25 protein-coding genes are annotated in these 24,399 nt (G+C 67.0%); 12 read left to right on the forward strand and 13 right to left on the reverse strand.

What is annotated here, in order from left to right; genetic code table 11:
• The first annotated feature begins 52 nt into the window (after positions 1-52).
• The 3 genes from KDW96_RS04755 to KDW96_RS04765 are packed head-to-tail and all read left to right on the forward strand — an operon-like array spanning position 53 to position 3,326.
• Complete coding sequence (locus tag KDW96_RS04755; protein WP_255839280.1) at positions 53-1,768, forward strand: proline--tRNA ligase; 1,716 nt, start codon at positions 53-55, stop codon at positions 1,766-1,768.
• A 24-nt stretch (positions 1,769-1,792) separates the two neighbouring features.
• Entirely contained in the window at positions 1,793-2,746 is a 954-nt protein-coding gene (locus KDW96_RS04760) for a hypothetical protein (RefSeq protein WP_255839281.1), read from the forward strand.
• A gap of 7 nt (positions 2,747-2,753) precedes the next feature.
• Complete coding sequence (locus KDW96_RS04765) at positions 2,754-3,326, forward strand: lytic transglycosylase domain-containing protein (protein WP_255839282.1); 573 nt, start codon at positions 2,754-2,756, stop codon at positions 3,324-3,326.
• Here KDW96_RS04765 and KDW96_RS04770 read toward each other — a convergent pair.
• Both KDW96_RS04770 and KDW96_RS04775 read right to left on the reverse strand, forming a co-directional pair.
• Positions 3,323-3,598 (reverse strand): acylphosphatase, encoded by a 276-nt coding sequence (locus tag KDW96_RS04770; RefSeq protein ID WP_255839283.1) that lies wholly within the window; start codon positions 3,596-3,598, stop codon positions 3,323-3,325. The genes KDW96_RS04765 and KDW96_RS04770 overlap by 4 nt on opposite strands.
• Before the next feature lie 3 nt (positions 3,599-3,601).
• A complete protein-coding gene (locus tag KDW96_RS04775) occupies positions 3,602-4,081 on the reverse strand; it encodes a TlpA disulfide reductase family protein (protein WP_255839284.1) in 480 nt (159 codons plus the stop codon).
• 30 nt (positions 4,082-4,111) lie between these two features.
• On the opposite strand from KDW96_RS04775, the gene KDW96_RS04780 reads away from it, so the two are divergent.
• Positions 4,112-5,518 (forward strand): PilZ domain-containing protein, encoded by a 1,407-nt coding sequence (locus tag KDW96_RS04780; protein WP_255839285.1) that lies wholly within the window; start codon positions 4,112-4,114, stop codon positions 5,516-5,518.
• A gap of 126 nt (positions 5,519-5,644) precedes the next feature.
• Complete coding sequence (locus KDW96_RS04785; RefSeq protein WP_255839286.1) at positions 5,645-6,049, forward strand: hypothetical protein; 405 nt, start codon at positions 5,645-5,647, stop codon at positions 6,047-6,049.
• Between the two features lie 9 nt (positions 6,050-6,058).
• Here KDW96_RS04785 and KDW96_RS04790 read toward each other — a convergent pair whose 3' ends face one another.
• Both KDW96_RS04790 and KDW96_RS04795 read right to left on the reverse strand, forming a co-directional pair.
• The gene (locus KDW96_RS04790; RefSeq protein ID WP_255839287.1) at positions 6,059-6,244 is read right to left on the reverse strand and encodes a hypothetical protein; all 186 of its coding nucleotides are present in this window, start codon (positions 6,242-6,244) and stop codon (positions 6,059-6,061) included.
• A 170-nt stretch (positions 6,245-6,414) separates the two neighbouring features.
• Positions 6,415-7,632 (reverse strand): virulence factor BrkB family protein, encoded by a 1,218-nt coding sequence (locus KDW96_RS04795; RefSeq protein ID WP_255839288.1) that lies wholly within the window; start codon positions 7,630-7,632, stop codon positions 6,415-6,417.
• A 119-nt stretch (positions 7,633-7,751) separates the two neighbouring features.
• On the opposite strand from KDW96_RS04795, the gene arsC reads away from it, so the two are divergent.
• The 3 genes from arsC to KDW96_RS04810 are packed head-to-tail and all read left to right on the forward strand — an operon-like array spanning position 7,752 to position 9,110.
• Positions 7,752-8,105, forward strand: coding sequence for an arsenate reductase (glutaredoxin) (arsC, locus tag KDW96_RS04800; protein ID WP_255839289.1), 354 nt, complete (start codon positions 7,752-7,754; stop codon positions 8,103-8,105).
• Complete coding sequence (gene wrbA / locus KDW96_RS04805; protein WP_255839290.1) at positions 8,102-8,707, forward strand: NAD(P)H:quinone oxidoreductase; 606 nt, start codon at positions 8,102-8,104, stop codon at positions 8,705-8,707. Before arsC ends, wrbA begins: the two co-directional genes overlap by 4 nt.
• Positions 8,700-9,110: a DUF2069 domain-containing protein gene (locus KDW96_RS04810; RefSeq protein ID WP_255839291.1), complete on the forward strand. Its 411-nt coding sequence runs from the start codon at positions 8,700-8,702 to the stop codon at positions 9,108-9,110. Before wrbA ends, KDW96_RS04810 begins: the two co-directional genes overlap by 8 nt.
• A 92-nt stretch (positions 9,111-9,202) precedes the next feature.
• Here KDW96_RS04810 and hda read toward each other — a convergent pair whose 3' ends face one another.
• From hda to KDW96_RS04825, 3 genes are all read right to left on the reverse strand, one after another.
• Positions 9,203-9,907: a DnaA regulatory inactivator Hda gene (gene hda, locus KDW96_RS04815; protein ID WP_255839292.1), complete on the reverse strand. Its 705-nt coding sequence runs from the start codon at positions 9,905-9,907 to the stop codon at positions 9,203-9,205.
• On the reverse strand, positions 9,904-10,995 hold the full coding sequence (locus KDW96_RS04820) for an AI-2E family transporter (RefSeq protein WP_255839293.1): 1,092 nt from the start codon (positions 10,993-10,995) through the stop codon (positions 9,904-9,906). The genes hda and KDW96_RS04820 overlap by 4 nt, the downstream gene beginning before the upstream one ends.
• Positions 10,996-11,140: 145 nt before the next feature.
• Entirely contained in the window at positions 11,141-12,175 is a 1,035-nt protein-coding gene (locus KDW96_RS04825) for a DUF2066 domain-containing protein (RefSeq protein WP_255839294.1), read from the reverse strand.
• 205 nt (positions 12,176-12,380) lie between these two features.
• Here KDW96_RS04825 and purM point away from each other — a divergent pair, with 205 nt between their 5' ends.
• From purM to KDW96_RS04840, 3 genes are read left to right on the forward strand one after another with little or no spacing between them, the layout of a single operon-like run.
• Complete coding sequence (gene purM / locus KDW96_RS04830) at positions 12,381-13,439, forward strand: phosphoribosylformylglycinamidine cyclo-ligase (protein WP_255839295.1); 1,059 nt, start codon at positions 12,381-12,383, stop codon at positions 13,437-13,439.
• A complete protein-coding gene (gene purN, locus KDW96_RS04835; protein WP_255839296.1) occupies positions 13,439-14,089 on the forward strand; it encodes a phosphoribosylglycinamide formyltransferase in 651 nt (216 codons plus the stop codon). Before purM ends, purN begins: the two co-directional genes overlap by 1 nt.
• 8 nt (positions 14,090-14,097) lie before the next feature.
• A complete protein-coding gene (locus KDW96_RS04840; RefSeq protein WP_255839297.1) occupies positions 14,098-14,814 on the forward strand; it encodes a DUF3108 domain-containing protein in 717 nt (238 codons plus the stop codon).
• A 47-nt stretch (positions 14,815-14,861) separates the two neighbouring features.
• Here KDW96_RS04840 and KDW96_RS04845 read toward each other — a convergent pair whose 3' ends face one another.
• The 6 genes from KDW96_RS04845 to cysM all read right to left on the reverse strand — a co-directional run bounded on the left by KDW96_RS04845 (position 14,862) and on the right by cysM (position 21,449).
• Positions 14,862-15,137 (reverse strand): Rho-binding antiterminator, encoded by a 276-nt coding sequence (locus KDW96_RS04845; protein ID WP_255839298.1) that lies wholly within the window; start codon positions 15,135-15,137, stop codon positions 14,862-14,864.
• An 82-nt stretch (positions 15,138-15,219) separates the two neighbouring features.
• Positions 15,220-15,759, reverse strand: coding sequence for a DUF2058 domain-containing protein (locus tag KDW96_RS04850; RefSeq protein ID WP_255839299.1), 540 nt, complete (start codon positions 15,757-15,759; stop codon positions 15,220-15,222).
• A gap of 72 nt (positions 15,760-15,831) precedes the next feature.
• A complete protein-coding gene (gene mazG, locus KDW96_RS04855) occupies positions 15,832-16,668 on the reverse strand; it encodes a nucleoside triphosphate pyrophosphohydrolase (RefSeq protein ID WP_255839300.1) in 837 nt (278 codons plus the stop codon).
• A gap of 111 nt (positions 16,669-16,779) precedes the next feature.
• Entirely contained in the window at positions 16,780-19,023 is a 2,244-nt protein-coding gene (gene relA, locus KDW96_RS04860) for a GTP diphosphokinase (RefSeq protein WP_255839302.1), read from the reverse strand.
• A 168-nt stretch (positions 19,024-19,191) separates the two neighbouring features.
• Entirely contained in the window at positions 19,192-20,544 is a 1,353-nt protein-coding gene (rlmD, locus tag KDW96_RS04865; protein WP_255839303.1) for a 23S rRNA (uracil(1939)-C(5))-methyltransferase RlmD, read from the reverse strand.
• Complete coding sequence (gene cysM / locus KDW96_RS04870) at positions 20,544-21,449, reverse strand: cysteine synthase CysM (protein WP_255840479.1); 906 nt, start codon at positions 21,447-21,449, stop codon at positions 20,544-20,546. The genes rlmD and cysM overlap by 1 nt, the downstream gene beginning before the upstream one ends.
• 172 nt (positions 21,450-21,621) lie before the next feature.
• Between cysM and KDW96_RS04875 the strand changes: the two genes are divergently transcribed.
• Positions 21,622-24,378, forward strand: a complete 2,757-nt coding sequence (locus KDW96_RS04875; protein WP_255839304.1) for a response regulator — start codon at positions 21,622-21,624, stop codon at positions 24,376-24,378.
• Positions 24,379-24,399 lie beyond the last annotated feature (21 nt).

Genomic DNA, 24,399 nt, shown 5'->3' on the forward strand with positions numbered 1-24,399 from the left:
CCGTACAATGCCGGCCTATTAAACGCCCCTGCAACCGACATAACGGCCAATCATGCGTACCAGTCAGTTCCTGCTCTCGACCCTGAAAGAAACCCCTTCCGATGCCGTGGTGATCAGCCACCAGCTGATGCTGCGCGCCGGGATGATCCGCAAACTCGCTTCGGGTCTCTACACCTGGCTACCGATGGGCCTGCGCGTGCTGCGCAAGGTGGAGAAGGTGGTGCGCGAGGAGATGAACGCCGCCGGCGCCCTCGAGGTGCTGATGCCGGGCATTCAACCGGCCGAACTGTGGCAGGAGTCGGGGCGCTGGGAGCAGTACGGTCCCGAGCTGCTGCGCATGCAGGACCGTCACGGCCGCGACTTCTGCGCCGGACCGACCCACGAGGAAGTGATCACCGACCTGGCACGCAATGAGCTGAACAGCTACAAGCAGCTGCCGATCAACCTGTACCAGATCCAGACCAAGTTCCGCGACGAGATCCGCCCGCGCTTCGGCCTGATGCGTGGCCGCGAGTTCATCATGAAGGACGCCTACTCCTTCCATGCCGACCAGGCCTCGCTGCAGGAAACCTACGACCGCATGCACCAGGCCTACTGCAATGTGTTCAGCCGCCTGGGCCTGAACTTCCGCCCCGTACAGGCCGACACCGGCTCGATCGGCGGCACCGGCTCCCATGAGTTCCATGTCCTGGCCGACTCCGGCGAAGACGACATCGCCTTCAGCGACAGCTCCGACTACGCCGCCAATATCGAGAAGGCCGAGGCCATCCCCCGCGAGACGGCCCGTGGCGCGGCGACCGAGGAACTGCGCCTGGTCGACACCCCGAACACCAAGACCATCAACGACCTGGTGGAAAAGTTCGGCGCACCGATCGAGAAGACCATCAAGACCCTGGTGGTCAAGGGCGCCGAAGCCGGCACCCTGATCGCCCTGATCATCCGCGGTGACCACGAGCTGAACGAGATCAAGGCCGCCAACCTGGAGCAGGTGGCCAGCCCCCTGACCATGGCGACCGAAGCCGAACTGCGCGCCGCCATCGGCGCCGGCGCAGGCTCCCTCGGCCCGATGAACCTGCCGCTGCCGTGCATCGTCGACCGTTCCGTGGCCCTGATGAGCGACTTCGTCATCGGCGCCAACATCGATGACAAACACTACTTCGGCGTGAACTGGGAGCGTGACCTGCCGCTGCCGGCGGTGGCCGATCTGCGCAACGTCGTGGCCGGCGACCCCAGCCCCGACGGCCAGGGCACCCTGGTGATCAAGCGCGGCATCGAAGTCGGGCACATCTTCCAGCTCGGCACCAAGTACAGCGAAGCCCTGAACTGCCAGGTGCTGGGCGAAAGCGGCAAGCCGGTCACCCTGACCATGGGCTGCTACGGCATCGGCGTGTCCCGGGTGGTCGCGGCCGCCATCGAGCAGAACAACGACGAGCGCGGCATTCTCTGGAACGACGCCCTGGCGCCCTTCCACATTGCCCTGGTGCCGCTGCGCTACGAAACCGAGGCGGTGCGCGAGGCCACCGACAAGCTGTACGCCGAGCTCACCGCTGCCGGCTACGAGGTGCTGCTCGATGACCGTGACAAGAAGACCAGTCCGGGCATCAAGTTTGCCGACATGGAACTGATCGGCATCCCGCATCGCATCGTAGTCAGTGATCGCGGCCTGGCCGACGGCAACCTGGAGTACAAGAGCCGCCAGGAAACCGAGGCGCAGGCCGTGCCGGTCACCGACATCCTGCCCTATATCCAGGCGCGCATCCGCCGCTGATTTCAGCCCTTACCAAGAGCCATCATGTTCAAGCGAAGCTCCCTCCACCTCGTCGGCGCCGCAGTCTGCGGCGCGGTCCTTATCAGTGGCTGCGCCAACCAGTTGCCGCAGCGCAGCGAACATGAAGAGCGTATCGAGCGCAAACTGCTGGCCCACAGCCTGCAGATCGATGCCGGTGAGCCCGGCGTACTGGAGCTGCCGCAGCGCCGCGTGCGGATACAGGAACAGAAGACGTTCGAGGTCACCGCATTCGAGGTCACCCGCCGCTACGACCGCTACACACCCTACCAGCCGTGGCGCGAGCTCTATGAGGTGCCGCTCGGCGCGGTGGCCCTGGTCGCCGGCATCGGTGCCAATGCGCTCAACGTCGTGATGCTCGGCCGCCTGCCCGACAGTGCCACCAAGGACTGGATCAGCTACGGCTTCGCCGGCCTCAACCCGGCGATGAACGTCGAGTCCAACGGCCGCTCGCAACAGAACCTGGCCAGCCTCGAGGAGCTGCGCCAGGATGCGCGCATGGAGTACTCCAGCCTGCCCTGGGCCGAGCGCACGGTGCAGATCAAGGCCGGCGAGCAGACCCACGAACTGCTGACCGACCGCAACGGCGTGCTGCGTCTCAACCTGCTCGACAGCCCCTTCGCCGAACAGGATCTCAGCCGTATCGGCACCCTGGCGCTGCAGGTTGAAGACCCGCAGGGCTCGGCCCGTGCGGACGCCACCCTGCTGGTCAGCCGAAGCCTGCGGGGCAAACTGGAGGAAGCCCACGGGCTGATCTACGACGATCTGGAAGACGACGATGTCGAGCAGTGGGTACACCGGGTCAAGCGCCTGTCCGAACTGGGCCTGGAAGAGGAAGCCAGCGAGCTGGAGCAGAGCCTGATCGAGCTCACCCGCAACGACCCGGAGCTGCAGGAAAGCTTCCTGCAGGCCCTGACGCAAAAAGCCGGGCGCCTGGTCGCCGACCCAGGCGCCGACTGACGGAGTCATGGCCTTGCGCCTGCCCCTGATACCGCTGCTGCTAAGTCTGAGCATGACCTGTCATGCCAGCCTGCGCCAGGCGCCGGAGCCCGAACTGCGCGAACTGCTGCTGCAAACGGTCGCCGAAGCCGACAGCTTTCAGGACCGTTTCGACGCCGAAGTCTGGCTACTGGACATGTCCACCCGCCTCAAGCGCTACATGCCGGCGACGCAGGAGCGCCTGACCCTGCTCCGGCTGGTCCATCGCGAAGCCAGCAAGGCCGGGCTCAAGCCCGACCTGGTGCTGGCGTTGATCCATGCCGAGAGCCACTTCGACCGCTTCGCCATTTCGCCGGCCGGCGCCCAGGGCATGATGCAGGTCATGCCGTTCTGGAAAGCCGAACTCGGTCGCCCGCAGGACAACCTGACCGACAACGCCACCAACCTGCGCTACGGCTGTACCATCCTGAGCTTCTACTTACGCAAGGAAAACGGCGACCTCAACCGCGCCCTGGCCCGGTACAACGGCAGCCTGGGCCAGCACCGCTACCCGGCCAAGGTCATCGGATTCTGGCAGGACTTCTGGTACGTCAAACCCTAGCGCCGCAGCACGAAGCCGGCGATGCCCTGCAGGGGCTGCTCCCGCAGCTCGACGGCGCTGACCTCGGCAGCGCTCGGGCCCTTTTGCAACCAGGCGGTCAGGGTTCGCACGGCCTCCTCGTCGCCCTCGGCCAGCACCTCGACCCGCCCGTCGCCGAGGTTGCGCACCCAGCCATTCAGGTGCAGCTGCTCGGCCTGCTCGACAGTGCTTTGGCGGAAGTACACACCCTGCACCCGACCACTGACGTATCCGTGCACACATATCTGTGACATTGCCTAATCTCCGCCACGCAGAGCGCTCAATCGGGCCGTCAGCCCGACAGCCGTCTGCTCGCCCAGCAAACGCTCGCGCATCTGCCCTTGGTCATCGACGATATAGGTGACCGGCAGCACCTCGTTGCGCGGCAACTGGTAACGCGCTGCCGGGTCCTGCTCCAGGACCCGGAACTCGATGCCAAGCGCGTGCGCAGCCTTGTTCAGCTCCTCGCCCTGCAGCCCATCGAAGTTCACCCCCAGCACTCGCACCGGCTGGCCCTCCAGCTGCCTGGCCAGCGCATTCAACTCGGGAATCTCGCTGCGGCACGGGGCGCACCATTCGGCCCAGTAATTGATCACTAACCACTGGCCTTCGAGCGGCTCAGCCGCTACCTTTCGTCCATGCTGATCGACGCCCGCGTCATCGGAGCAGCCGGCCAGGATCAGGCCGGCGCAAAGCCCAGTAACCGCACGTACCACAGCCCGGAGTCGCGTTCCCATGCATTCGATCCTCGTCCACGCAGGGTTGATATGACGCTTGATGCCTTGCGCCTCGAAGTACCGGACCTCCTCGAAGAAGACGCCGCCTCCCTCGCCGACCTCAACGAGCAGCTCCTCCAGGCCCGCCGGCAGCCGCAAGAGACCGCGCTGCAGCAGGTACTCAGCCTGCTGTTTCGAGTCAACCGCAGTGCCATGACCTTACTCGAAAGACAGCGCGCGCTGCAAAGCTTCAGCGACCAGTATCGTCACTACGCCGCAGCCTACCAGGACGATGCACCACCGCCTGCACTCTTCGTGCACCTGTGCGGCGAGCTGGCGATCGGCTTCAAGCGTTTGCTGCTGCAGATCCTGCAAGGCCGACAACCCTCCCGCCCGCACCTGGCCTGGTGCCTGTACATGGCCCAGCACTTTCTCGCACAAAGCCTGTTACGACATTACCAGCGCTACCATGAGCCGCCCCCCAGCCTGTGGCGCGACAGTCACCTGCTGTACTGGATCGGCGAGCACCAGGAGTGCCTGGACGAGCCGGTGGCGGCAACTTTCTGCCCACAACCAGCCAACACCCTGCGCGGCCTCTACCAGCAAATCCTGCTCGTGGCCCTGAGCAACCCCTTCCATCTCGCCGAGGGCGAGTGCCCCCGCCTGTTCGGCGCCCTCGCGCCGCTGGCCGAACTTGCCCGGCTGCTGCCCTGGGACGAGGAAGACGACACCGAAGGTCCGACGGTCGACCTGACCGAGTCCCAGCCCTGCCTCGCCTATACCCAGATGCCGGATGGCGACCAGGTCAATTTGCGCCGCTTCGAGCTCGGCGCCCTGCTGATCGCCCTGCATGACCCGGCCCCCCTGCAAGACCCCGAGGAACGGCGCCTGCTCGGGCAGGTGCAGCGCCATTGGCTGGGCCGCCAGCAGCGGCAACACCCACGCACCGAACAGGCCGCGCCCTGCGAACTGGTGATCGGCCTCACGGCCATTCACGCCCAGCTCCTGGAACAGCGCCCCCCCCGCTCGCCCGCCCAGATGCTCGATACCAGCCCCGGCGGCGCACGCTTGCTGTGCAACCCGGATCAAGCCACGCGGCTAGCCGTTGGCCAGCTGGCGCTTCTGCTCACTGGCAGCACCCCGATTCTGGCCCTGGTGCGCTGGCGCCACCAGAACGACGAAGGCCTGCACCTGGGCCTGCGTTATCTCAAGGGCCTGCCGCGCCCGGCCTGGCTGCGCCGCGCCCCCAGCGCACAAACCCACCCGGGGATTCTGCAGAGCACACCGGCGCCAGGCAGCGGTTGGCATCACGGCCTGTGGCTGCCCAAGGGCCAGTTCGTCGAAGGCGAACACCTCTGGCTGCAACTGCCCGGCATGCACAATCAGGCGGTCCTGCCCTTGCCAGTCGCCAACCTTGGCACCAACTCCGTCACCCGCTACCCACTGCAGATGGCCTGACGAGAAAACTGCGAGAAGGATCACGCCATGCGCCGGCGGAGTGCACAGATTGGCCGGCAGTGCCCCGCGTATAATCCACCGGCCTCGTGCTTGACTCACCCGCCATCAGCCTGGAAGACAGCGTTCATGACCCAAGCCCACGACAAACTGATCGGTCCCGTGCCCGCACGCATCGTCGAAGTAGCCCGCCCGCAGGTCACCCCCTATGAAGGGCGTGTCGTCGAGTACAACGTCGCCGCGTGGCTGCAACTTCCGGGGCTCGCCAGCCTGCCCGTGTCCCTGCTGATCAGCTACCGCGATGGCGACAAACGCCGCGAAGTCGCGGTGGACCACGGCAAAGTCAGCATACACAGCAAGATTCTCCTGTCCGGCATTGCCCGCCTGCCGATCAAACAGAAGATTGAAGACATGCAGGTGCGTCTGCGCTCGGCGGTGCCGACGCAGAGCCTGGTGGTCGAAGAGTTGTTCGTCCAGGCCGTCGAGTACGCGGTCAATGACAGCGCCCAGCCACTTGCAGGCAGCCTGGCCTAGCTAGCCCGACTAGGCACCCAACCTCGCGGTGAGTTCATTCGTCTGCTGCACCGCCTGAGCATCCGCTGTCGACGACTGCAGCAGCGACTCCGGCCAGCGCGCGAAACTCAGGCCAGTAATACGGTTGAGCCGCTCCAGCGCCGCCTGCGGATCGCGCTGATAGAGATGAACCACCTCGCCCTTGGTCTTTGTCATAGCTCGCCCGTACCCTTCATCGAATCCAGCCGCGTCGACAGGCTGCCAGTCATCTGAACAAGTCGACTGCCAGAAGCGTGCCAGCCCTCCCACCCCCTTGCAACACACCCATTTGGGTACAGCCCAAGCTCGCCAACACGGGCCACGCCGCAAACTGACGCTTTTTGTCACTACTGCGGGGGGTGCAACCAGTCGGCCAGACTCTCGCCGAACAGCGTCGACTGCTCCTCATGCAGACGCTCCAAGGCACTGCGCAGCGCCGGGTACCAGGGCTCGTCCAACTGCTCCGGTAGCTGGCCGAGTCGCGGCAACGGCCAGGGGCTGCGGCTCATCAACTGCTGCAGGCTGTAGTGGGCCAGGTCACGACTCAATACCCAGGCCCCGGCGCCCGTCGGCGCGACCAGGTGCTGGCTCTCCAGAAACGCCAGCACCTCCTCCCACTCATGCTCCGGCAGCGGCCAGCCCTGGCGCGGCAAATCGCGGTGGCGCACCTTCAAGCCGGACTGCTGGCGTTCATGGAACACACGCAGGATACCCAGCACCACCAGCAGCCGCGGCATGCCGCGCCGGCGCCACTGGTGGGCCGCCCCGAGGTTGCAGACCAACTCGGCGCCAAACAGCACGATCAGCCAGGACAGGTAGATCCACAGGAGAAACAGCGGCACCGTGGCGAAGGCGCCATAGACCAGTTGATACCCTGGAAACAAGTTGACGTAGAGGCCGAACAGCGCCTTGGCCACCTCGAACAGCACCGCGGTGAACACCCCCCCCAGCAGCGCATGGCGCAGGGGGACGCGGGCGTTCGGCACCGAGGCATAGAGCAGGGTGAAGGCGGCCACGCTGAAGACCAGCGGCATGAAGCTCAGCAGGGTTTCGGCGCCCAACAGCGCGTCGGGACCCGAGATCAGCGAAAGCGAGGCGATGTAGGTGCTGATCGCGAAGCCGGCGCCCAGCAGGATCGGACCCAGGCTGAGAATCGCCCAGTACAGGAGAAAGCTCGATACCCCGCGCCGCGGCTGGCGCACCCGCCAGATGGTGTTGAACGCCTTTTCGATGGTCACCAGCATCCAGAACGCCGTGACCGCCAGCACCACCACCCCGACCCAGGTCAGTTGCCGCGCCTGGGTGGTGAAGTCGCGCAAATAGCCCTGCACGGTCTCCCCGGCCGAGGGCACGAAGTTGCGGAAGATAAAGCTCTGAATCTGTTCGCCCGTACCCTGGAAGGCCGGCACCGCGGACAACATGGAGAAGGTCACGGTCATCATCGGCACCACGGCGAACAGCGTGGTGTAGGTCAGGGCCGCGGCATTGTTGGCGCCGCGATCGGCAAAGAATCGCTGCAGCAGAAAGCGCCAGAACTCCAGCCAATCAGTAAACCGCTGCCCCATGCCCGCTCCTTAGCGAATGATCCAATGGCCCGATCCGGCCGTCGAAACGCCCAGCTGTTCAGACTCGGGCGCCGACGCGGTTAGAATAGCCGCCACTCGACCCCAGATGCGACCCGCCCATGACCGACCTGACCCTGTATCACAATCCTCGCTGCTCGAAATCGCGCGGCGCCCTGCAACTGCTCGAGGCGCGCGGTCTGACCCCGACCATCGTGCGCTACCTGGAAACCCCGCCCAGTGCCGCGCAGCTGCAGGCGCTGCTGGGCAAGCTCGGCATCGACGCCCGCCAATTGCTGCGCACCGGCGAGGAGGAGTACCGCGCTCTCAACCTGGCCGAGCCCGGCCTGAGCGACGCGCAACTGATCGAGGCCATGGTCAACCACCCCAAGCTGATCGAGCGCCCGATCCTGATTGCCGGTGACAAGGCGGTGATCGGCCGTCCACCGGAGAAGGTGCTGGAGTTGCTGCCGTGAGTTCAGCCTACATTCTGGTGCTGTACTACAGCCGCCATGGCGCCACTGCCGAAATGGCCAGGCAGATCGCCCGCGGCGTCGAAATGGGCGGCATGGAAGCACGCCTGCGCACCGTGCCGGCGGTCTCCACCGAATGCGAGGCGGTGGCGCCGGACATTCCCGCCGACGGCGCGCTCTACGTCAGCCTCGATGACCTCAAGCATTGCGCCGGCCTCGCCCTGGGCAGTCCCACGCGCTTCGGCAACATGGCAGCGCCGCTCAAGTACTTCCTCGACGGCACCAGCAGCCTGTGGCTCAGCGGCGGCCTGGTCGGCAAGCCGGCCGGCGTGTTCACCTCCACCGCCAGCCTGCACGGCGGCCAGGAAACCACCCTGCTGTCGATGATGCTGCCGCTCATGCACCACGGCATGCTGATCACCGGCCTGCCCTACAGCGAGTCGGCGCTGCTGGAAACCCGCGGTGGCGGCACGCCCTATGGCCCCAGCCACCATGCCGGCGCCGATGGCAAGCGCGCCCTCGACGAGCACGAGATCAGCCTGTGCCGCACCCTCGGCCAGCGCCTGGCGCGGACCGCGTTGAAACTGGAGAATGCCCGTGGCTAGAACCCCCAAGCCGTTGCCGGCCCTCGAGTGGTTGAAGCCGCGCCTGGCGATCAGCCGCGCCATCAGCCTGCTCAGCTTCCTGGCCCTGGCCATCCTGTTGCTGGTATGGAACCTGGTGTTCGCCGAACTCCCGGACAAGCTGCTGTGGCTGATCCTGGCCTTCCAGCTGCTCCCCCTGCTGCTGCTGGCGCCCGGCCTGATCCTCGGCAGCGCCCGCGCCCATGCCTGGACCTGCTTCGTGGTCAACCTGTACTTCATCCAGGGGGTATTGGCCGCCTTCGACCCCGCCAAGGCGCTGTTCGGCTGGCTGGAAACCCTGCTCAGCCTCAGCCTGTTCTGCGCCGCGCTGATGTACACCCGCTGGTGCTTCCAGTACGACCGCAAACTGGCCGGGGAAAGCTGAACACAAGGGTAAGTGGACGCCTGACCGGCTGACTCGTCTAAGGCGAGCCAGCCCAGGCCGCCGACTCAGGCGCGGCTGCGCGCCGCGCCCGGTTACCAGCCCAGGGTTTCCTTCAGGAAGGGAATGGTCAGCTTGCGCTGAGCCTGCAACGAGGCCTGATCGAGTCGCTCGAGCAGCTCGAACAGCGCACTCATGCTGCGCTCGCCGCGGGTGAGGATAAAGCGGCCGACCTCATCGCTCATGTTCAGGCCGCGGCGCGAGGCGCGCAGCTGCAGGGCCCGCAGCTTGTCTTCGTCGGACAGCTCATGCAGCTGGAAGACCAGCGCCAGGGTCAGTCGCGACTGCAGGTCGGGAAGCCCGATCGACAGCTCCCGCGGCGACTTGTCGGCCGCGAGCAGCAGGCGCCGACCGCTGTCACGCAGGCGATTGAACAGGTGAAACAGAGCCTCCTCCCAGTCGCAGCGACCGGCCACGGCATCCAGCCCGTCGAGGCACACCAGCTCGCACTGTTCGAGGTTGTCGAGGATATCCGGCCCGTACTCCACCACCTCCGCCAGCGGCAAATAGACCGCCGGCTCGCCGCGCTGCTCGAAACGCAGACAGGCGGCTTGCAGCAGGTGGCTGCAGCCGACGCCCGCGGCGCCCCACAGGTAGATCAGGCTTTCCGTCCAGCCGGCCTCGGCCTCGCACAGCCGCTCGACATAGCCGAGCGCGGCGGCATTGGCGCCGGGATAGTAGTTGGCAAAGGTGGCGTCATCGCGAAGACGAACGCCTAACGGCAGTTGAATGGGTGTCATGCAGGACTCTGCGGTTCGTCGGAGCCGCGGGGGGACTCTCCGTAAAGAGCGGAAAGTTTATAGAAATCATGGGCATGGCGCAGCAAAACCATGATAACGGCGGCCACCGGCAGGGCCAGCAGCACACCGCTGAAGCCGAACAGCTGGCCACCGGCCATGATCGCGAAGATCACCGCCACCGGATGCAGGCCGATGCGGTCACCGACCAGCCAGGGGGTCAGCAACATGCCCTCGAGCAACTGACCGACACCGAACACCGCGGCGATGGCCAGCAGCGGGTAGAGCTCGCCACCGAACTGGAACAGTCCCGCGGTGAGCGCCGCCGTGACGCCGACCACCACGCCCAGATAGGGCACGATGCTGGCCAGGCCGGCCAGCAGGCCGATCAGCAGCCCCAGCTCCAGGCCGATCAGCATCAGGCCGGTGGCATACACCAGGCCCAGCGCGAGCATGACCATCAGCTGCCCGCGCAGGAAGGCGCCGAGCACCTCGTGGCACTCGCCAACCAGGGTCACCACCAGCCCTTCTCGGCTGCGTGGCAGCATCCCGCGCACCTTGGCGATCATCAGGTCCCAGTCGCGCAGCAGGTAGAAGGTCACCACCGGCACCAGCAGCAGATTGGCCACCCAGGCAACCAGCGCCAGGCCCGAGGCAGTGGCCTGCGACAGGACCAGGCCGAGAATGTCGGTGGTCTTGCCCAGATGCCCGGAGAGCGCGGCCTTGAGCTGGTCAAAGCGCCAGAAGCCATCGTTCAGTCCCAGCTGCGCCTGCACCCACGGCAAGGCCACGTGCTGCGCCCAATCGAGCATCTGCGGAGTCAGCTCATAGAGTCGCATCAGCTGCTTGCCCAGCAGCGGCACCAGCACCAGCAGCATGAGCGCGAGGATCAGGCCGAACAGGACGAACACCAGGATCACGCCCCAGGTGCGCGAGAGCTTCCAGCGCTCCAGGCGATCGACCAGCGGGTCGCCCAGGTAGGCCAACAGCACGCCGATCAGAAAGGGCGAGAGAATCGGGTGGAGCAGATACAGCAACCAGCCGAGCAGCAACAGCCCAGCTATCCATAGCCAGCGACGTGAATCGTTCATCCTCAGCCCTCAGTTGGCGAAACGGACTGCCCGGGAAAACGCCAAAGCCGAGGAGTGCCCAGAGCCCCACTCCGCAGCCTCCCAAGGCCCCTCCGCTGCAAAAAGGCAGGGCTTGGCCCAGGTCAGCGTTTCAAGGGGCGACAGTCTACCAGCGAAAGCGCAGGATTTCGGTGCGCGGCAGCAGCTGGGGCGCCGGCTGCTCTGCAGGCGGCTGGCCGGCGTCGATCGGTGCCGCCTCAGCCGGCACCTCCTGCAGGCGCAGCAGGCCCATCTGCGCGCGCAACTGCTCGGCGCTGGCATTGATCCGGTAGGTCAGCCGATCGCCCTGCACCTGACTGAGCTGGGCGCCGAGGGGCTCCAGCGTGCGCTGCAGCTCCGCGTAGCGCGCCAGGTCGACGCCCTGGACCTCCAGGGTCAGGCTCGAGGCGGCACCGGGCGCCACCACGAAGCGCGGCGCCAGGCGCTCGCTGACGGCGAGGAACACCGCATCGGCCAGGGCACTCTGGTCGGCGCCCTCGGCCTTGCCCTGCTCACGCTTGTCACCCAGCCACAGGCGCCACTGCGCCTGCCACTGGCCATCGGCCTCGCGGGCCAGCACCGCCAGCAGCGCATCGCCGGCATAGCGCTCGGAGGCCGAGCGCAGGGCTTCCGGGTCATTGGCCGCGAGGCTGTCCGGCGTCGCCAGCAGCTGCTCGCCGAGATCGGCCAACGGCAGGAGCAGCGGCAGGCCGCGGTGCTGCGCCGCCCGGCGCAAGGGAGCGGCACTGTCCTGACCATCGCCGATCAGGCTGGAACCGCCGACGCCCTCGCTCAGCCACCAGGCGACTATGGCCGGGCGATTGGCGCCCCACAGCGACAGGCCGGCCTGACGCAGCTGACGATCGGTGCTGAGCGGGTCGAAATCCACCAGCAGGCTGTCACCCTCGTAGCCATACTGGCTGACGATCTGTTGCGGATCCTTGCGCAACTCGGCGAGCGCCGGGCTCTGCGCTGCGTTGCGGCTGCCGGTCAGGCGCAGCACCAGGGTCTCCAGGGCGCGTCCCAGGGCGGCATCGCGCTCATCCGGCTGCTGGCTGGCGACCGGCTCGCGCACCTGGTAGAGGTCGCTCAACGTCGCCGCAAGGCCGGGCAGGCTCAGCAGCGACAGACTCAGAACAAGCAGGCGAGCGATAAGGCGCATGGAATTGGCTCTCGACGGGCGGAAGGCGGCGCGCCACGGCCTGAACGGCGGCGCACAGAGGCTCCTACCTTAAACAGCCGCCCGCGCGCCGGCAACCACGGCGGCTGGCCGCTGCCCGGCAAGCCTGATAAAATCGCGCGCCTTCGCAGGCCGGCCGCTGCAGCGCCGGTGCACATCCGATTTCCCCCTTCAAAGGCCTGGATCTATGAGCAAGCAACCCTCCATCAGCTACAAGGACGCAGGTGTAGACATCGACGCGGGCGAAGCCCTGGTCGAGCGCATCAAAGGCGTGGCCAAGCGCACCGCACGTCCGGAAGTCATGGGTGGGCTGGGCGGCTTCGGCGCGCTCTGCGAGATCCCGGCCGGCTACAAGCAGCCGGTGCTGGTATCCGGCACCGACGGCGTCGGCACCAAGCTGCGCCTGGCGCTGAACCTGAACAAGCACGACAGCATCGGCCAGGACCTGGTCGCCATGTGCGTCAACGACCTGGTGGTCTGCGGCGCCGAGCCGCTGTTCTTCCTCGACTACTACGCCACCGGCAAGCTCAACGTCGACGTCGCCGCCACCGTGGTCACCGGCATCGGCGCCGGCTGCGAACTGGCCGGTTGCTCCCTGGTCGGCGGCGAGACCGCCGAGATGCCGGGCATGTACGAAGGCGAAGACTACGACCTGGCCGGCTTTTGCGTCGGTGTGGTGGAAAAAGCCGAGATCATCGATGGCTCCAAGGTGAGCACCGGTGACGCGCTGATCGCCCTGCCATCCTCCGGCCCCCATTCCAACGGTTACTCGCTGATCCGCAAGATCATCGAGGTGTCCGGTGCCGACATCGAAGCCACCCAGCTCGACGGCCAGCCGCTGACCGAGCTGCTGATGGCGCCGACGCGCATCTACGTCAAGCCGCTGCTGCAGCTGATCAAGGACACCGGCGCGGTCAAGGCCATGGCCCACATCACCGGCGGTGGCCTGCTCGACAACATCCCGCGCGTGCTGCCCGAAGGCGCCCAGGCGGTGGTCGACGTGGCCAGCTGGCAGCGTCCGGCGGTGTTCGACTGGCTGCAGGAAAAGGGCAACGTCGACGAGCATGAAATGCACCGCGTGCTGAACTGCGGCGTGGGCATGGTCATCTGCGTGGCCCAGGAGCAGGTCGACAGCGCCCTCGCCTGCCTGCGCCAGGCCGGCGAGCAGCCCTGGGTGATCGGCCAGATCGCCGCGGCCGCCGACGGCGCCGAGCGCGTCGTGCTGAACAACCTGAAGCAGCACTGATGGCGTCGACCTGCAATGTCGTGGTGCTGATCTCCGGCTCCGGCAGTAACCTGCAGGCGCTGATCGACAGCATCAGCCATGACGACAATCCGGCACACATCTGCGCGGTGATCGCCAACCGCGCCGATGCCTATGGCCTGGAGCGGGCCAAGGCCGCCGGCATCGCCACCCGGGTGCTCGATCACAAGGCCTTCGACGGCCGCGAGGCCTTCGACGGCGCGCTGATCGAAGCCATCGACGCCTTCGAGCCGCAGCTGGTGGTCCTGGCCGGCTTCATGCGCATCCTGACCCCGGACTTCGTCCGCCACTACGCCGGCCGCCTGCTGAACATCCACCCCTCGCTGCTGCCCAAGTACAAGGGCCTGCACACCCACCAGCGGGCACTGCAGGCTGGTGACTGCGAGCATGGCTGCAGCGTGCACTTCGTCACCGAGGAACTCGACGGCGGCCCCCTGGTCGTACAGGCAGTGATCCCGGTGCAGCCGGACGACTCGGCCGAGAGCCTGGCGCAACGGGTCCACGAACAGGAGCACCTGATCTACCCGCTGGCCGTGCGCTGGTTCGCCGAGGAGCGCTTGTGCCTTGGCGAGCAGGGCGCGATGCTGGACGGGCAGCCGCTTCCGAGCACCGGCCACCTCTTTCGAACCTAGGAGACACCATGCGTCGCGCCTTATCGTTCGCCCTCGCCCTATTCTGCCTGCCGGCCTTCGCCGCCGAGCTGAAGCCGTTCTCCGCCAGCTACACCGCCGACTGGAAGCAGCTGCCGGTCAGCGGGTCGGCCGAGCGCGGCCTGCAGGCCCTGGACGACGGCCGCTGGCAGCTCAGCTTCGAGGCCTCCATGCTGGTCGCCAGCCTCAGCGAGACCAGTACCTTCCGCCTAGACAACGACGCCTTCCTGCCACAGAGCTACCGCTTCGAACGCAGCGGCCTGGGCAAGAGCAAGGTGATCGAGCAGGACTTCGACTGGAGCAACAAGCAGGTAGTGGGCAACGATCGCGGCGAGGCGGTGCGTTTTCCGCTCAACCGCGGTCTGCAGGACAAGTCGACCTACCAGTTGGCGCTGCAGCACGACGTCGCCGCCGGCAAGAAGAGCATGAGCTACCAGGTGGTCGACGGTGACGAAATCGAGACCTACGACTTCCGCGTGCTCGGCGAAGAAACCGTGCGCACCCGTGCCGGGCTGATCGAGGCCATCAAGGTCGAGCGCGTGCGCGACCCGACCCAGAGCAAGCGCAAGACCATTCTCTGGTTCGCCAAGGACTGGAGCTACCTGCTGGTGCGCCTGCACCAGGTGGAAAAGGACGGCAAGGAATACCAGATCATGCTCGAGGAAGGCACGGTCGACGGCAAGCCGGTGGAAGGTCGCCGCGACTGATCGCGATGGAAAACCGAAGCCGGGCGACGCCCGGCTTTTTTATGTCATCAGCACTGCCCCCTGCCCAGCACCACGCGGGAGAAGCTGGCCCCCGGCGTCAGCGGGGTGATCGCCAGCAGCCGGTCCAGACGCAGGCGCTGCTCGCCCTGCTGATCTCGCACGACCAGGAATTCCTCCTTGCTGGGCGCGGTCTGCGTGGGGAGCGCCTCGGCCTCCAGGCGCCCGCCGTCCAGCAGTTCGATACATAGACGGTAGTGATGCAGGCAGGCGATCTCCAGATAGTCATGGAGGTCGCACGCCAGCGGCTGGTAGCCGTTACCCATCTTCGGACTCTCCCATAGGCACCCTGCAAAGCATGCAGCCAAGAAAAAGCCGGGACTCGCCCGGCTTTCATGCTTGCGGCCATTACCACATCAGGTCATCCGGCACCTGGTAGGCGGCGTAGGGGTCATCGGCGTCCGGCGCCTCGGTCGGCGTATTGAGCAGGACGATGCGCTGGGCATCGCGCGCCTGGATCTTCAGCGCTGCCTCGCGCGGAATCACCTCGTAGCCGCCGCCGTGGCGGACGATGGCCAGCGAACCGCAGCTGAGCTTGTCGCGCATCAGCTTGTTCACCGACAGGCGCTTGACCTTCTTGTCGTCGACGAAGTTGTAGTAGTCCTCGGTGGTCAGCTTGGGCAGGCGGGAGACCTCGATCAGCTGCTTGATCTGCGCCGCGCGGGCCTTCTGCTCGGCCTTCTCCTGCTGCTGACGATTGAGCTCCTGGTCGCGCGCGGCCTTGGCGGCCATGGCCTGCTGGGCGGCGAGCTTCTGCGATTCATCCTTCTCGACCTGGCCCTTGTGCTCCAGGCGCTTCTGCTTCTGCTTCTCTTTGCTGACCTGCTTGGCCTGCTTTTCGTTGACCAGCCCGGCTTTGAGCAGCTGATCCCGTAGTGAAATAGCCATAACCTACCTATACCCGCGAACAAAAAATGTAGGGTGGGCTCGCTCCCACCGACCACGACCCATCGACGCTGCCTAACAGGCCGACGGCTTATCCCGCTTTTCCAGTTTCTTGGCCTCGCCCCAGAGCGCGTCCAGTTCCTGCAGGGCGCAATCTTCGATGGCCCGGCCCGCTTCGCGCAAGGCCTGCTCGATGAAACGAAAGCGCTGCTCGAACTTGCCGTTGGCCGCGCGCAGGGCCGACTCCGGGTCCACCTTGAGGTGGCGGGCCAGGTTGGTGACCACGAACAGCAGGTCACCGATCTCCTCGGCGATCGCCTCGGGGTCGTCCTCGCTCATGGCCTCGAGCACTTCGTCCAGCTCCTCGCGCACCTTGTCCACCACCGGCAACGCCTCGGGCCAGTCGAAGCCGACCCGGGCGGCGCGCTTCTGCAGCTTGGCCGCCCGACTCAAGGCCGGCAGCGCCTGGGGCACGTCGTCGAGCAGGGACAACTGCTCCGGCGCGGCGACCTTCTCGGCGCGCTCCTCGGCCTTCAACTCTTCCCAGCGCTGCTTGACCGCAGCCTCCTCCAGCCTGGCCGCATCAGGCGCGCCGTAGAGGTCGCCATCGGGGAACACATGGGGATGCCGCCGCAGCAGCTTGCGGGTGATGCCGTCGACCACCTCGGCGAAGGCGAAGCGCCCCTCCTCGCCGGCCAGCTGGCTGTAGTACACCACCTGAAACAGCAGGTCACCGAGCTCGCCGGGCAGATGCTCGAAATCGCCCCGCTCGATGGCGTCGGCCACCTCGTAGGCTTCCTCGATGGTGTGCGGCACGATGCTCGCATAGGACTGCTTCAGGTCCCAGGGACAGCCGTGCTGCGGGTCGCGCAGTCGGGCCATCAGGTGCAGCAGGTCGTCGAGTTGATACATGAATAGCTCCGATCGACGTAGGGTGGATGACGCTTTAGCCAGCCACCGACGGGGTTATCCGCGCACGCGGGTGAACCAGGCTGGTCCACCCGATCCCAAGGGCGCGCTGGCTCAGGACGCCCGCAAACGACGCGCCTCGATGATATTGGGCAGCTGCGAGATGCGTCCGAGCAGTCGGCCCAGGGCATCCAGCCCGGGAATCTCCACCGTGATCGACATCGATGCGGTGTTGTCTTCCTTGTTGGACTGGGTATTGACCGCCAGCACGTTGAGCTTCTCGTTGAGCAGCAGCTGGGTGACGTCGCGCAGCAGGCCGGAGCGGTCGTAGGCGCGAATGAGGATGTCCACCGGGTAGGTTTGCACCGGCACCGGCCCCCAGCTGACCTGGATGATCCGCTCCGGCTCGCGGCCGGCCAGCTGCAGCACCGAGGCGCAGTCCTGACGGTGGATGCTGACGCCGCGACCGAGGGTGATGTAGCCGACGATCGGGTCGCCCGGCAGCGGCTTGCAGCAGCCGGCCATCTGCGTCAGCAGGTTGCCGACGCCCTGAATCTGGATGTCGCCGCGCTTGCCCGGCCGGAAGCCCAGGGCCTTGCGCGGGATCAGCTCGAGCTGCTCGCTGCCGCGCTCCGGCTCCACCAGCTGCTGGGCCAGGTTGACCAGGTGGGCCAGGCGCACATCGCCGGCACCGAGGGCGGCGAACAGGTCCTCGGCGGTCTTCAGGTTGGCCTTCTCGGCCAGGGCATCGAATTCCACCTGGGGCAGCGCCAGGCGGCCAAGCTCGCGTTCGAGCATGGCCTTGCCGGCGGCGACGTTCTGGTCGCGGTCCTGCAGCTTGAACCAGTGGACGATCTTCGCCCGCGCCCGCGAGGTGGTCACGTAGCCCAGGTTGCTGTTCAGCCAGTCGCGACTCGGCGTGCCGTGCTTGCTGGTGATGATCTCCACCTGCTCGCCGGTCTGCAGACTGTAGTTGAGCGGCACGATGCGCCCGTTGATCTTGGCGCCGCGGCAGTTGTGGCCGATCTCGGTGTGCACCCGGTAGGCGAAGTCCAGCGGCGTGGCGCCCTTGGGCAGGTCGATGGCGTGGCCGTCCGGGGTGAACACGTAGACCCGGTCGGGCTCGATATCCACCCGCAGCTGCTCGGCCAGGCCGCCGATGTCGCCCAGCTCCTCGTGCCATTCGAGCACCTGGCGCAGCCAGGAAATCTTCTCTTCGTAGTGGTTGGAGCCGGACTTGACGTCGGTGCCCTTGTAGCGCCAGTGGGCGCACACGCCCAGCTCCGCCTCTTCATGCATGGCGTGGGTGCGGATCTGCACCTCCAGCACCTTGCCCTCCGGGCCGAGCACCGCGGTGTGCAGCGAGCGGTAGCCGTTCTCCTTGGGGTTGGCGATGTAGTCGTCGAACTCCTTGGGGATGTGCCGCCAGAGGGTGTGGACGATGCCCAGCGCGGTGTAGCAGTCGCGCATCTCCGGCACCAGCACGCGCACCGCACGCACGTCGTAGATCTGGCTGAACTGCAAGCCCTTGCGCTGCATCTTGCGCCAGATCGAGTAGATGTGTTTCGCCCGGCCGCTGATGTCGGCCTTGATCCCGGTGGCCTCCAGCTCGGCGCGCAGGTGGTCCATCGCATCGTTGATGTACTGCTCGCGGTCGAGACGGCGCTCGTGCAGCAGCTTGGCGATCTGCTTGTACTGCTCGGGCTCAAGGTAGCGGAAGGACAGGTCCTCCAGCTCCCACTTGATATGGCCGATGCCCAGGCGGTGGGCCAGCGGTGCGTAGATGTCGAACACCTCGCGCGCCACGCGCTGGCGCTTCTCGTCGTCGGCGCCCTTGACCGCGCGGATCGCGCAGGTGCGCTCGGCCAGCTTGATCAGGGCCACGCGCACATCGTCGACCATGGCCACCAGCATCTTGCGCAGGTTTTCCACCTGGGCCTGGGAGCCGAGCACCAGGGAGTCGCGCGGGTTGAGACTGGCGCTGATCGCCGCCATGCGCAGCACGCCATCGATCAGCTTGGCCACCACCGGCCCGAAGCGCTGATGCACCGCGGCCAGGGTCACCTTGCCTTCGCGCACGCCCCGGTAGAGCACCGCGGCGACCAGGGAGTCCTGGTCGAGCTTGAGGTCGGCGAGAATCTCGGCGATCTCCAGGCCGGCGCGGAAGCTCGAGGCGCCCTCGGCCCACAGATTCTGTGCGGCATTGGCCTGCTGCTCGGCCTCGCGGGCGAACTCGCAGGCATCATGCAAGGCCTCGCGATCCAGTGCCGGATCGACACTGAGCACATGCTCGAGCCAGGCCTGGAGGTTGATGCTGCCGTCATCGTTGATCGGCTGGTGCGCTCTCACCTGAACCATACTGCTTACCTTCCCTCGTGACGCGCACGCGGCACGCCGAACAAACGCCGGCCTTCTCCGGGCCGGTCGGTTTAACTGCTTAAGGTGCGCGTCCTGCGCGCCCCGTTGAACCTAGATAAGGTTACCCCAGCGCAAAAACAAGGCGCCTTGCAAGGGGTCGATCCTGACCTAGGACTTTTCGAATAACGCCATCGCCTCGACATGGGCGGTCTGCGGAAACATGTCGAGGATGCCCGCCCTGCTCAGCCTGTAGCCCTGGGCCACCAGCTCGGCGCTGTCGCGCGCCAGGGTCGCCGGGTTGCACGAGACGTAGACCAGACGCCTGGCGCCCAACCCCGCCATCTGCCGGACCACCTGCAACGCACCGTCGCGCGGCGGATCGAGCAGCACGGCGTCGAACCCACCCTGGGCCCAGCCGGAATCGGCCAGGGGCTCGGCCAGGTCGGCGCGCACCACCCGCACATTGCCGAGGCCGTTGCCGGCGGCATTCTGCGCGGCCCGCTCGACCATCGCCTGCACCCCTTCCACCGCCACCACCTCGCGGACCGTGCGGGCCAGCGGCAGGGCGAAGTTGCCCAGGCCGCAGAACAAATCCAGCACCCGCTCGTCCGCCCGCGGCGCCAGCCAGTCCAGGGCCTGGGCGACCATCGCCTCGTTCACCGGCGCATTGACCTGGACGAAATCGCCCGGCCGGTAGCTCAACAGCAAATCCCAACGCTCCAGGCGAAAACCCAGGCCGGCGCCACTGTCGTAGGCCTGCGGCTCGCCGCTGCCCTGCAGCCACAGCTGGCCGTCGTGGGCCGCGCAGAAGGCCTGCAGGCGCGCCAGGTCGGCCTCGCCCAGGGCGCTGGTATGGCGCACCAGAATGGCGCTGGCGGTGCCGTTGAACAGCTCCACATGACCGATGGCCTGGGGCTTGTCCAGGCTCCTCAGCACGCTCGGCAAGGCCTGGAGAATCGGCTGCAAGGGTTGTACCAGCACCGGACACTCATCGATGGCGACGATGTCCTGGCTGGCCGCCGCGCGAAAACCGACCTCCAGGCGCTTGGCCTTGGCGTCCCAGCGCACGGCGATGCGCGCGCGGCGCCGGTAGGCGAACTCGGGGCCGACCAGCGGCGCCGCCCAGTGCTCGGGCTCGAGCCCGGCCAGGCGGCTGAACTGCTCGGCCAGCTGGCGCTGCTTGAGGGCCAGCTGATCGCCATGGGACAGGTGCTGCACGCTGCAGCCGCCGCAGGTCCGGGCATGGGCGCAGGGCTCGACGCGGCGCTGCGGACTGGCGTCGAGAATGCGCTCGCTGCGCGCCTCGACCACCTGACTGCGCGCGCCCAGCACCCTTGCCTCGACCTGCTCACCGGGCAACGCGCCACTGACGAACCAGGTGCGGCCGTCGACGAAGCCGATGCCACGGCCGTCGTTGGCCAGGCGTTCGATCGTCAGGCGCTGCTTCTTGCCCACCGGCACTTGCGGTGCGCGGGCGCCGCCGCTGGGCTGGAAACGCAGCCCACTGCTCTTCTTAGCCATCAGTCGTGGGGCGCGTCATACACGCCGGTGGACAGGTAGCGGTCGCCGCGGTCGCAGATGATCGCCACCATTACCGCGTTCTCCACCTCCTGGGACAGGCGCAGCATGGCCGCCACCGAACCGCCGGAAGACACCCCGCAGAAGATGCCCTCCTCGCGCGCCAGGCGGCGCATGGTGTCTTCGGCCTCGCGCTGGGCCATGTCGATGATGCGGTCGACACGCTCGGCCTGGTAGATCTTCGGCAGGTATTCCTGGGGCCAGCGGCGGATGCCGGGAATCGAGGCGCCTTCCATCGGCTGCAGGCCGACGATCTGCACCTGCGGGTTCTGCTCCTTGAGGTAGCGCGACACCCCCATGATGGTGCCGGTGGTACCCATGGAGCTGATGAAATGGGTGATCTGCCCCTGGGTCTGGCGCCAGATTTCCGGGCCGGTACCGCTGTAATGGGCTTGCGGGTTGTCGCCGTTGGCGAACTGGTCGAGCACCTTGCCCCGGCCGCCGCGCTGCAGGCTTTCGGCCAGGTCGCGGGCGCCTTCCATGCCGTCCTCGCGCGACACCAGCACCAGCTCGGCGCCGTAGGCGGTCATCGCCGCCTTGCGTTCGGCACTCATGTTGTCCGGCATGATCAGGATCAGTTCGTAGCCCTTGATCGCCGCCGCCATCGCCAGGGCGATGCCGGTGTTGCCGCTGGTGGCCTCGATCAGGGTGTCGCCGGGGCGGATATCGCCGCGCAGCTCGGCGCGGGTGATCATCGACAGCGCCGGGCGGTCCTTCACCGAGCCGGCCGGGTTGTTACCCTCCAGCTTGACCAGCAGGGTGTTGGTGGTAGTGCCCGGCAGGCGCTGCAAACGCACCAGCGGGGTGTTGCCGACGCAATCGGCAATGGTGGGAAATTCCAGGGTCATGGCGTCGATCGAGTCCAGACGGCAAGAAGGGGCACCCATGATAACGGCAAACCGGCGGTGGCCATAACGCGACGATCAGCTAGCGAGTCGCGAGCGGGCCTGTCATTCCCGCGAGACCAGCCGCTAAACTGGCGCACTGAGGACAGTGACCGCGCCGTACGGGAGAAAACGAGTGTTCAAGGACCTAAGCATCAAAGGCCGCGTGCTGATGCTCACTCTGCTGCCGACCAGCCTGCTGGCGCTGGTGCTCGGCGGTTATTTCACCTGGGTGCAGCTCTCCGGGCTGCAGGCGCAGCTGCTGCAGCGTGGCGAGATGATCGCCGAACAGCTGGCGCCGCTGTCGGCCCCCGCCCTGCTGCGCGGCGACGCCGCCCTGTTGCAGCGTATCGCCACCCAGGCCCTGGAGCAGCCCGATGTACGTTCCGTGCGCTTTCTCGGCGCCGCGCGCGAGCACCTGGCCCATGCCGGCCCCAGCATGCTCAACGCCGCCCCGACCGGCGGCGACCTGCAGGCGGCGCGGCGCAGCAGCCAGGACGCCACGCGCTTCCTGCTGCCGGTTTTCGAGCAACACCTGAGCCTGACCGGCGCGCCGCCGGGCGAGTCCGCCAGCCGCCTGCTCGGCTGGGTGGAGCTGGAGCTGTCGCACCACAGCACCCTGCTCAGCGGCTACCGCAGCCTGTTCGCCAGCCTGTTGCTGATCGTCACGGGTCTGGCCGTCACCGCCCTGCTCGCCCTGCGCATGAGCCGCAGCATCAATGAGCCCCTGCGGCGCATCAAGCAGAAAGTCGCCCTGCTCAAGGACGGCAACCTGGCAACCCGCCTGGCGCCGCTCGGCAGCCACGAGATGGATGAGCTGGCCTCGGGCATCAACCGCATGGCCGAAGCCCTGCAGAACGCCCAGGAAGAACTGCAGCACAGCATCGACCAGGCCACCGAGGACGTGCGGCAGAACCTGGAGACCATCGAGATCCAGAACATCGAGCTGGACTTCGCCCGCAAGGAGGCCCTGGAGGCCAGCCGGATCAAGTCCGAGTTCCTCGCCAACATGAGCCACGAGATCCGCACGCCACTGAACGGCATCCTCGGCTTCACCAACCTGCTGCAGAAAAGCGAGCTGACCCCGCGCCAGCAGGACTACCTGGGTACCATCGAGAAGTCCGCCGACAGCCTGCTGGGGATCATCAACGAGATCCTCGACTTCTCCAAGATCGACGCCGGCAAGCTGGTCCTGGAAAGCATTCCCTTCAACCTGCGCGACCTGCTGCAGGACACCCTGACCATCCTCGCCCCGGCCGCCCACGAGAAGCAGCTGGAACTGCTCAGCCTGGTCTACCGCGACACGCCGCTGTCGCTGGTCGGCGATCCGCTGCGCCTCAAGCAGGTGCTGACCAATCTGGTCAGCAACGCCATCAAGTTCACCCGCGAAGGCAGTATCGTGCTGCGCGCCATGCTCGAGGACGAGAGCGCCGACCACGCGCAGCTGCGCATCAGCGTGCAGGACACCGGTATCGGCCTGTCCGACGAGGACCTGCGCGCGCTGTTCCAGTCCTTCAGCCAGGCCGACAACTCGCTGTCGCGCCAGGCCGGCGGCACCGGCCTGGGCCTGGTGATTTCCAAGCGCCTGATCGAGCAGATGGGCGGCGAGATCGGTGTCGACAGCACCCCGGGGCAGGGCTCGGAGTTCTGGGTCAGCCTGAGCCTGCCGAAAGCCCGCGACGACGCCGAGGACCTGCCGCGCCCGCCGCTGCTCGGCCGCCGCGTGGCGATTCTCGAAAGCCACGACCTGGCGCGCCAGGCCCTGGAGCATCAGCTGGAAGACTGCGGCCTCAAGGTCAGCGCCTTCGCCGACCTCGACAGCCTGCTGGAAGCGGTCGACGCCGCCCACCACGGCGAGCAGCCGATCAACCTCGCGGTACTGGGCGTCACCGCCCAGAGCCTGCCGCCGGAGAACCTGGGCCAGCGCATCTGGGACCTGCAGCACCTCGCCTGCAAGACCGTGGTGCTCTGCCCGACCACCGAGCAGGCGCTCTATCACGAGGCCCTGCCCGACGCCTACAGCCAGCTGCAGGCCAAGCCCGCCTGCACCCGCAAGCTGCAACGCGCCCTGGCCGAGCTGATCAGCCCCCGGCTGCCCCTGCGCCGGGAAACCGACCCGCCGGCGCCCGGCCGCACCGCGCGGATCCTCTGTGTCGACGACAACCCGGCCAACCTGCTGCTGGTGCAGACCCTGCTCGAGGACATGGGCGCCACGGTGACTGGCGCCAACAGCGGCTACCAGGCCCTGGAAGAAGTACAGCAAACCAGCTTCGACCTGATCTTCATGGACGTGCAGATGCCGGGCATGGACGGCCGCCAGACCACCGAGGCGATTCGCCTGTGGGAGGCCGAACGCCAGCGCACGCCGGTGCCGGTCATCGCCCTCACCGCCCACGCCCTGGCCAACGAGCGGCGCGCCCTGCTGCAGAGCGGACTGGACGACTACCTGACCAAGCCCATCAGCGAACGCCAACTGGCCCAGGTGGTGCTCAAGTGGACCGGCCTGGCCCTGCGCGGCCAGGGACCGGAGCGCACCGCCGCACCGCACGCTGGCGATGGTGGGCTGGCCGTGCTGGATACGGCCGAGGGCCTGCGCCTTGCCGCCGGCAAGCCCGACCTGGCCGCCGACATGCTGAACATGCTGCTGGACGGCCTGCCCAGCGACCGTCAGGCGATCCGCCAGGCGCGCGAGGCCGGCGAGCGTAATGCGCTGATCGAGCGGGTCCACCGCCTGCACGGCGCCACCCGCTACTGCGGCGTGCCGCAGTTGCGCGCCGCCTGCCAGCGCAGCGAAACCCTGTTGAAGCAGAACGATCCAGCCGCCCAGCAGGCACTCGATGAACTGGACGCGGCGATCGACCGGTTAGCCAACGCGGCCCAGGTCAGCGCCTAGCGGCGGACAGCCAGGGCACCA

The sequence above is a fragment of the Pseudomonas benzenivorans genome, from assembly GCF_024397895.1.
GTDB classification, from domain to species: Bacteria; Pseudomonadota; Gammaproteobacteria; order Pseudomonadales; family Pseudomonadaceae; genus Aquipseudomonas; species Aquipseudomonas benzenivorans_A.

Bases quoted from the DNA above. Each gene is read 5' to 3' on its own strand.
- KDW96_RS04845 (WP_255839298.1), bottom strand. From the start codon at position 15,137: ATGGGTAACGGCTACCAGCCGCTGGCGTGCGACCTCCATGACTATCTG.
- KDW96_RS04840 (WP_255839297.1), top strand. From the start codon at position 14,098: ATGCGTCGCGCCTTATCGTTCGCCCTCGCCCTATTCTGCCTGCCGGCC.
- arsC (WP_255839289.1), top strand. From the start codon at position 7,752: ATGACCGACCTGACCCTGTATCACAATCCTCGCTGCTCGAAATCGCGC.
- purM (WP_255839295.1), top strand. From the start codon at position 12,381: ATGAGCAAGCAACCCTCCATCAGCTACAAGGACGCAGGTGTAGACATC.
- KDW96_RS04850 (WP_255839299.1), bottom strand. From the start codon at position 15,759: ATGGCTATTTCACTACGGGATCAGCTGCTCAAAGCCGGGCTGGTCAAC.
- cysM (WP_255840479.1), bottom strand. From the start codon at position 21,449: ATGACCCTGGAATTTCCCACCATTGCCGATTGCGTCGGCAACACCCCG.
- rlmD (WP_255839303.1), bottom strand. From the start codon at position 20,544: ATGGCTAAGAAGAGCAGTGGGCTGCGTTTCCAGCCCAGCGGCGGCGCC.
- purN (WP_255839296.1), top strand. From the start codon at position 13,439: ATGGCGTCGACCTGCAATGTCGTGGTGCTGATCTCCGGCTCCGGCAGT.
- KDW96_RS04765 (WP_255839282.1), top strand. From the start codon at position 2,754: ATGGCCTTGCGCCTGCCCCTGATACCGCTGCTGCTAAGTCTGAGCATG.
- KDW96_RS04760 (WP_255839281.1), top strand. From the start codon at position 1,793: ATGTTCAAGCGAAGCTCCCTCCACCTCGTCGGCGCCGCAGTCTGCGGC.
- KDW96_RS04775 (WP_255839284.1), bottom strand. From the start codon at position 4,081: ATGGGAACGCGACTCCGGGCTGTGGTACGTGCGGTTACTGGGCTTTGC.
- mazG (WP_255839300.1), bottom strand. From the start codon at position 16,668: ATGTATCAACTCGACGACCTGCTGCACCTGATGGCCCGACTGCGCGAC.
- KDW96_RS04795 (WP_255839288.1), bottom strand. From the start codon at position 7,632: ATGGGGCAGCGGTTTACTGATTGGCTGGAGTTCTGGCGCTTTCTGCTG.
- KDW96_RS04825 (WP_255839294.1), bottom strand. From the start codon at position 12,175: ATGCGCCTTATCGCTCGCCTGCTTGTTCTGAGTCTGTCGCTGCTGAGC.
- KDW96_RS04780 (WP_255839285.1), top strand. From the start codon at position 4,112: ATGACGCTTGATGCCTTGCGCCTCGAAGTACCGGACCTCCTCGAAGAA.
- relA (WP_255839302.1), bottom strand. From the start codon at position 19,023: ATGGTTCAGGTGAGAGCGCACCAGCCGATCAACGATGACGGCAGCATC.
- KDW96_RS04770 (WP_255839283.1), bottom strand. From the start codon at position 3,598: ATGTCACAGATATGTGTGCACGGATACGTCAGTGGTCGGGTGCAGGGT.
- KDW96_RS04790 (WP_255839287.1), bottom strand. From the start codon at position 6,244: ATGACAAAGACCAAGGGCGAGGTGGTTCATCTCTATCAGCGCGATCCG.
- hda (WP_255839292.1), bottom strand. From the start codon at position 9,907: ATGACACCCATTCAACTGCCGTTAGGCGTTCGTCTTCGCGATGACGCC.
- KDW96_RS04820 (WP_255839293.1), bottom strand. From the start codon at position 10,995: ATGAACGATTCACGTCGCTGGCTATGGATAGCTGGGCTGTTGCTGCTC.
- KDW96_RS04755 (WP_255839280.1), top strand. From the start codon at position 53: ATGCGTACCAGTCAGTTCCTGCTCTCGACCCTGAAAGAAACCCCTTCC.
- KDW96_RS04785 (WP_255839286.1), top strand. From the start codon at position 5,645: ATGACCCAAGCCCACGACAAACTGATCGGTCCCGTGCCCGCACGCATC.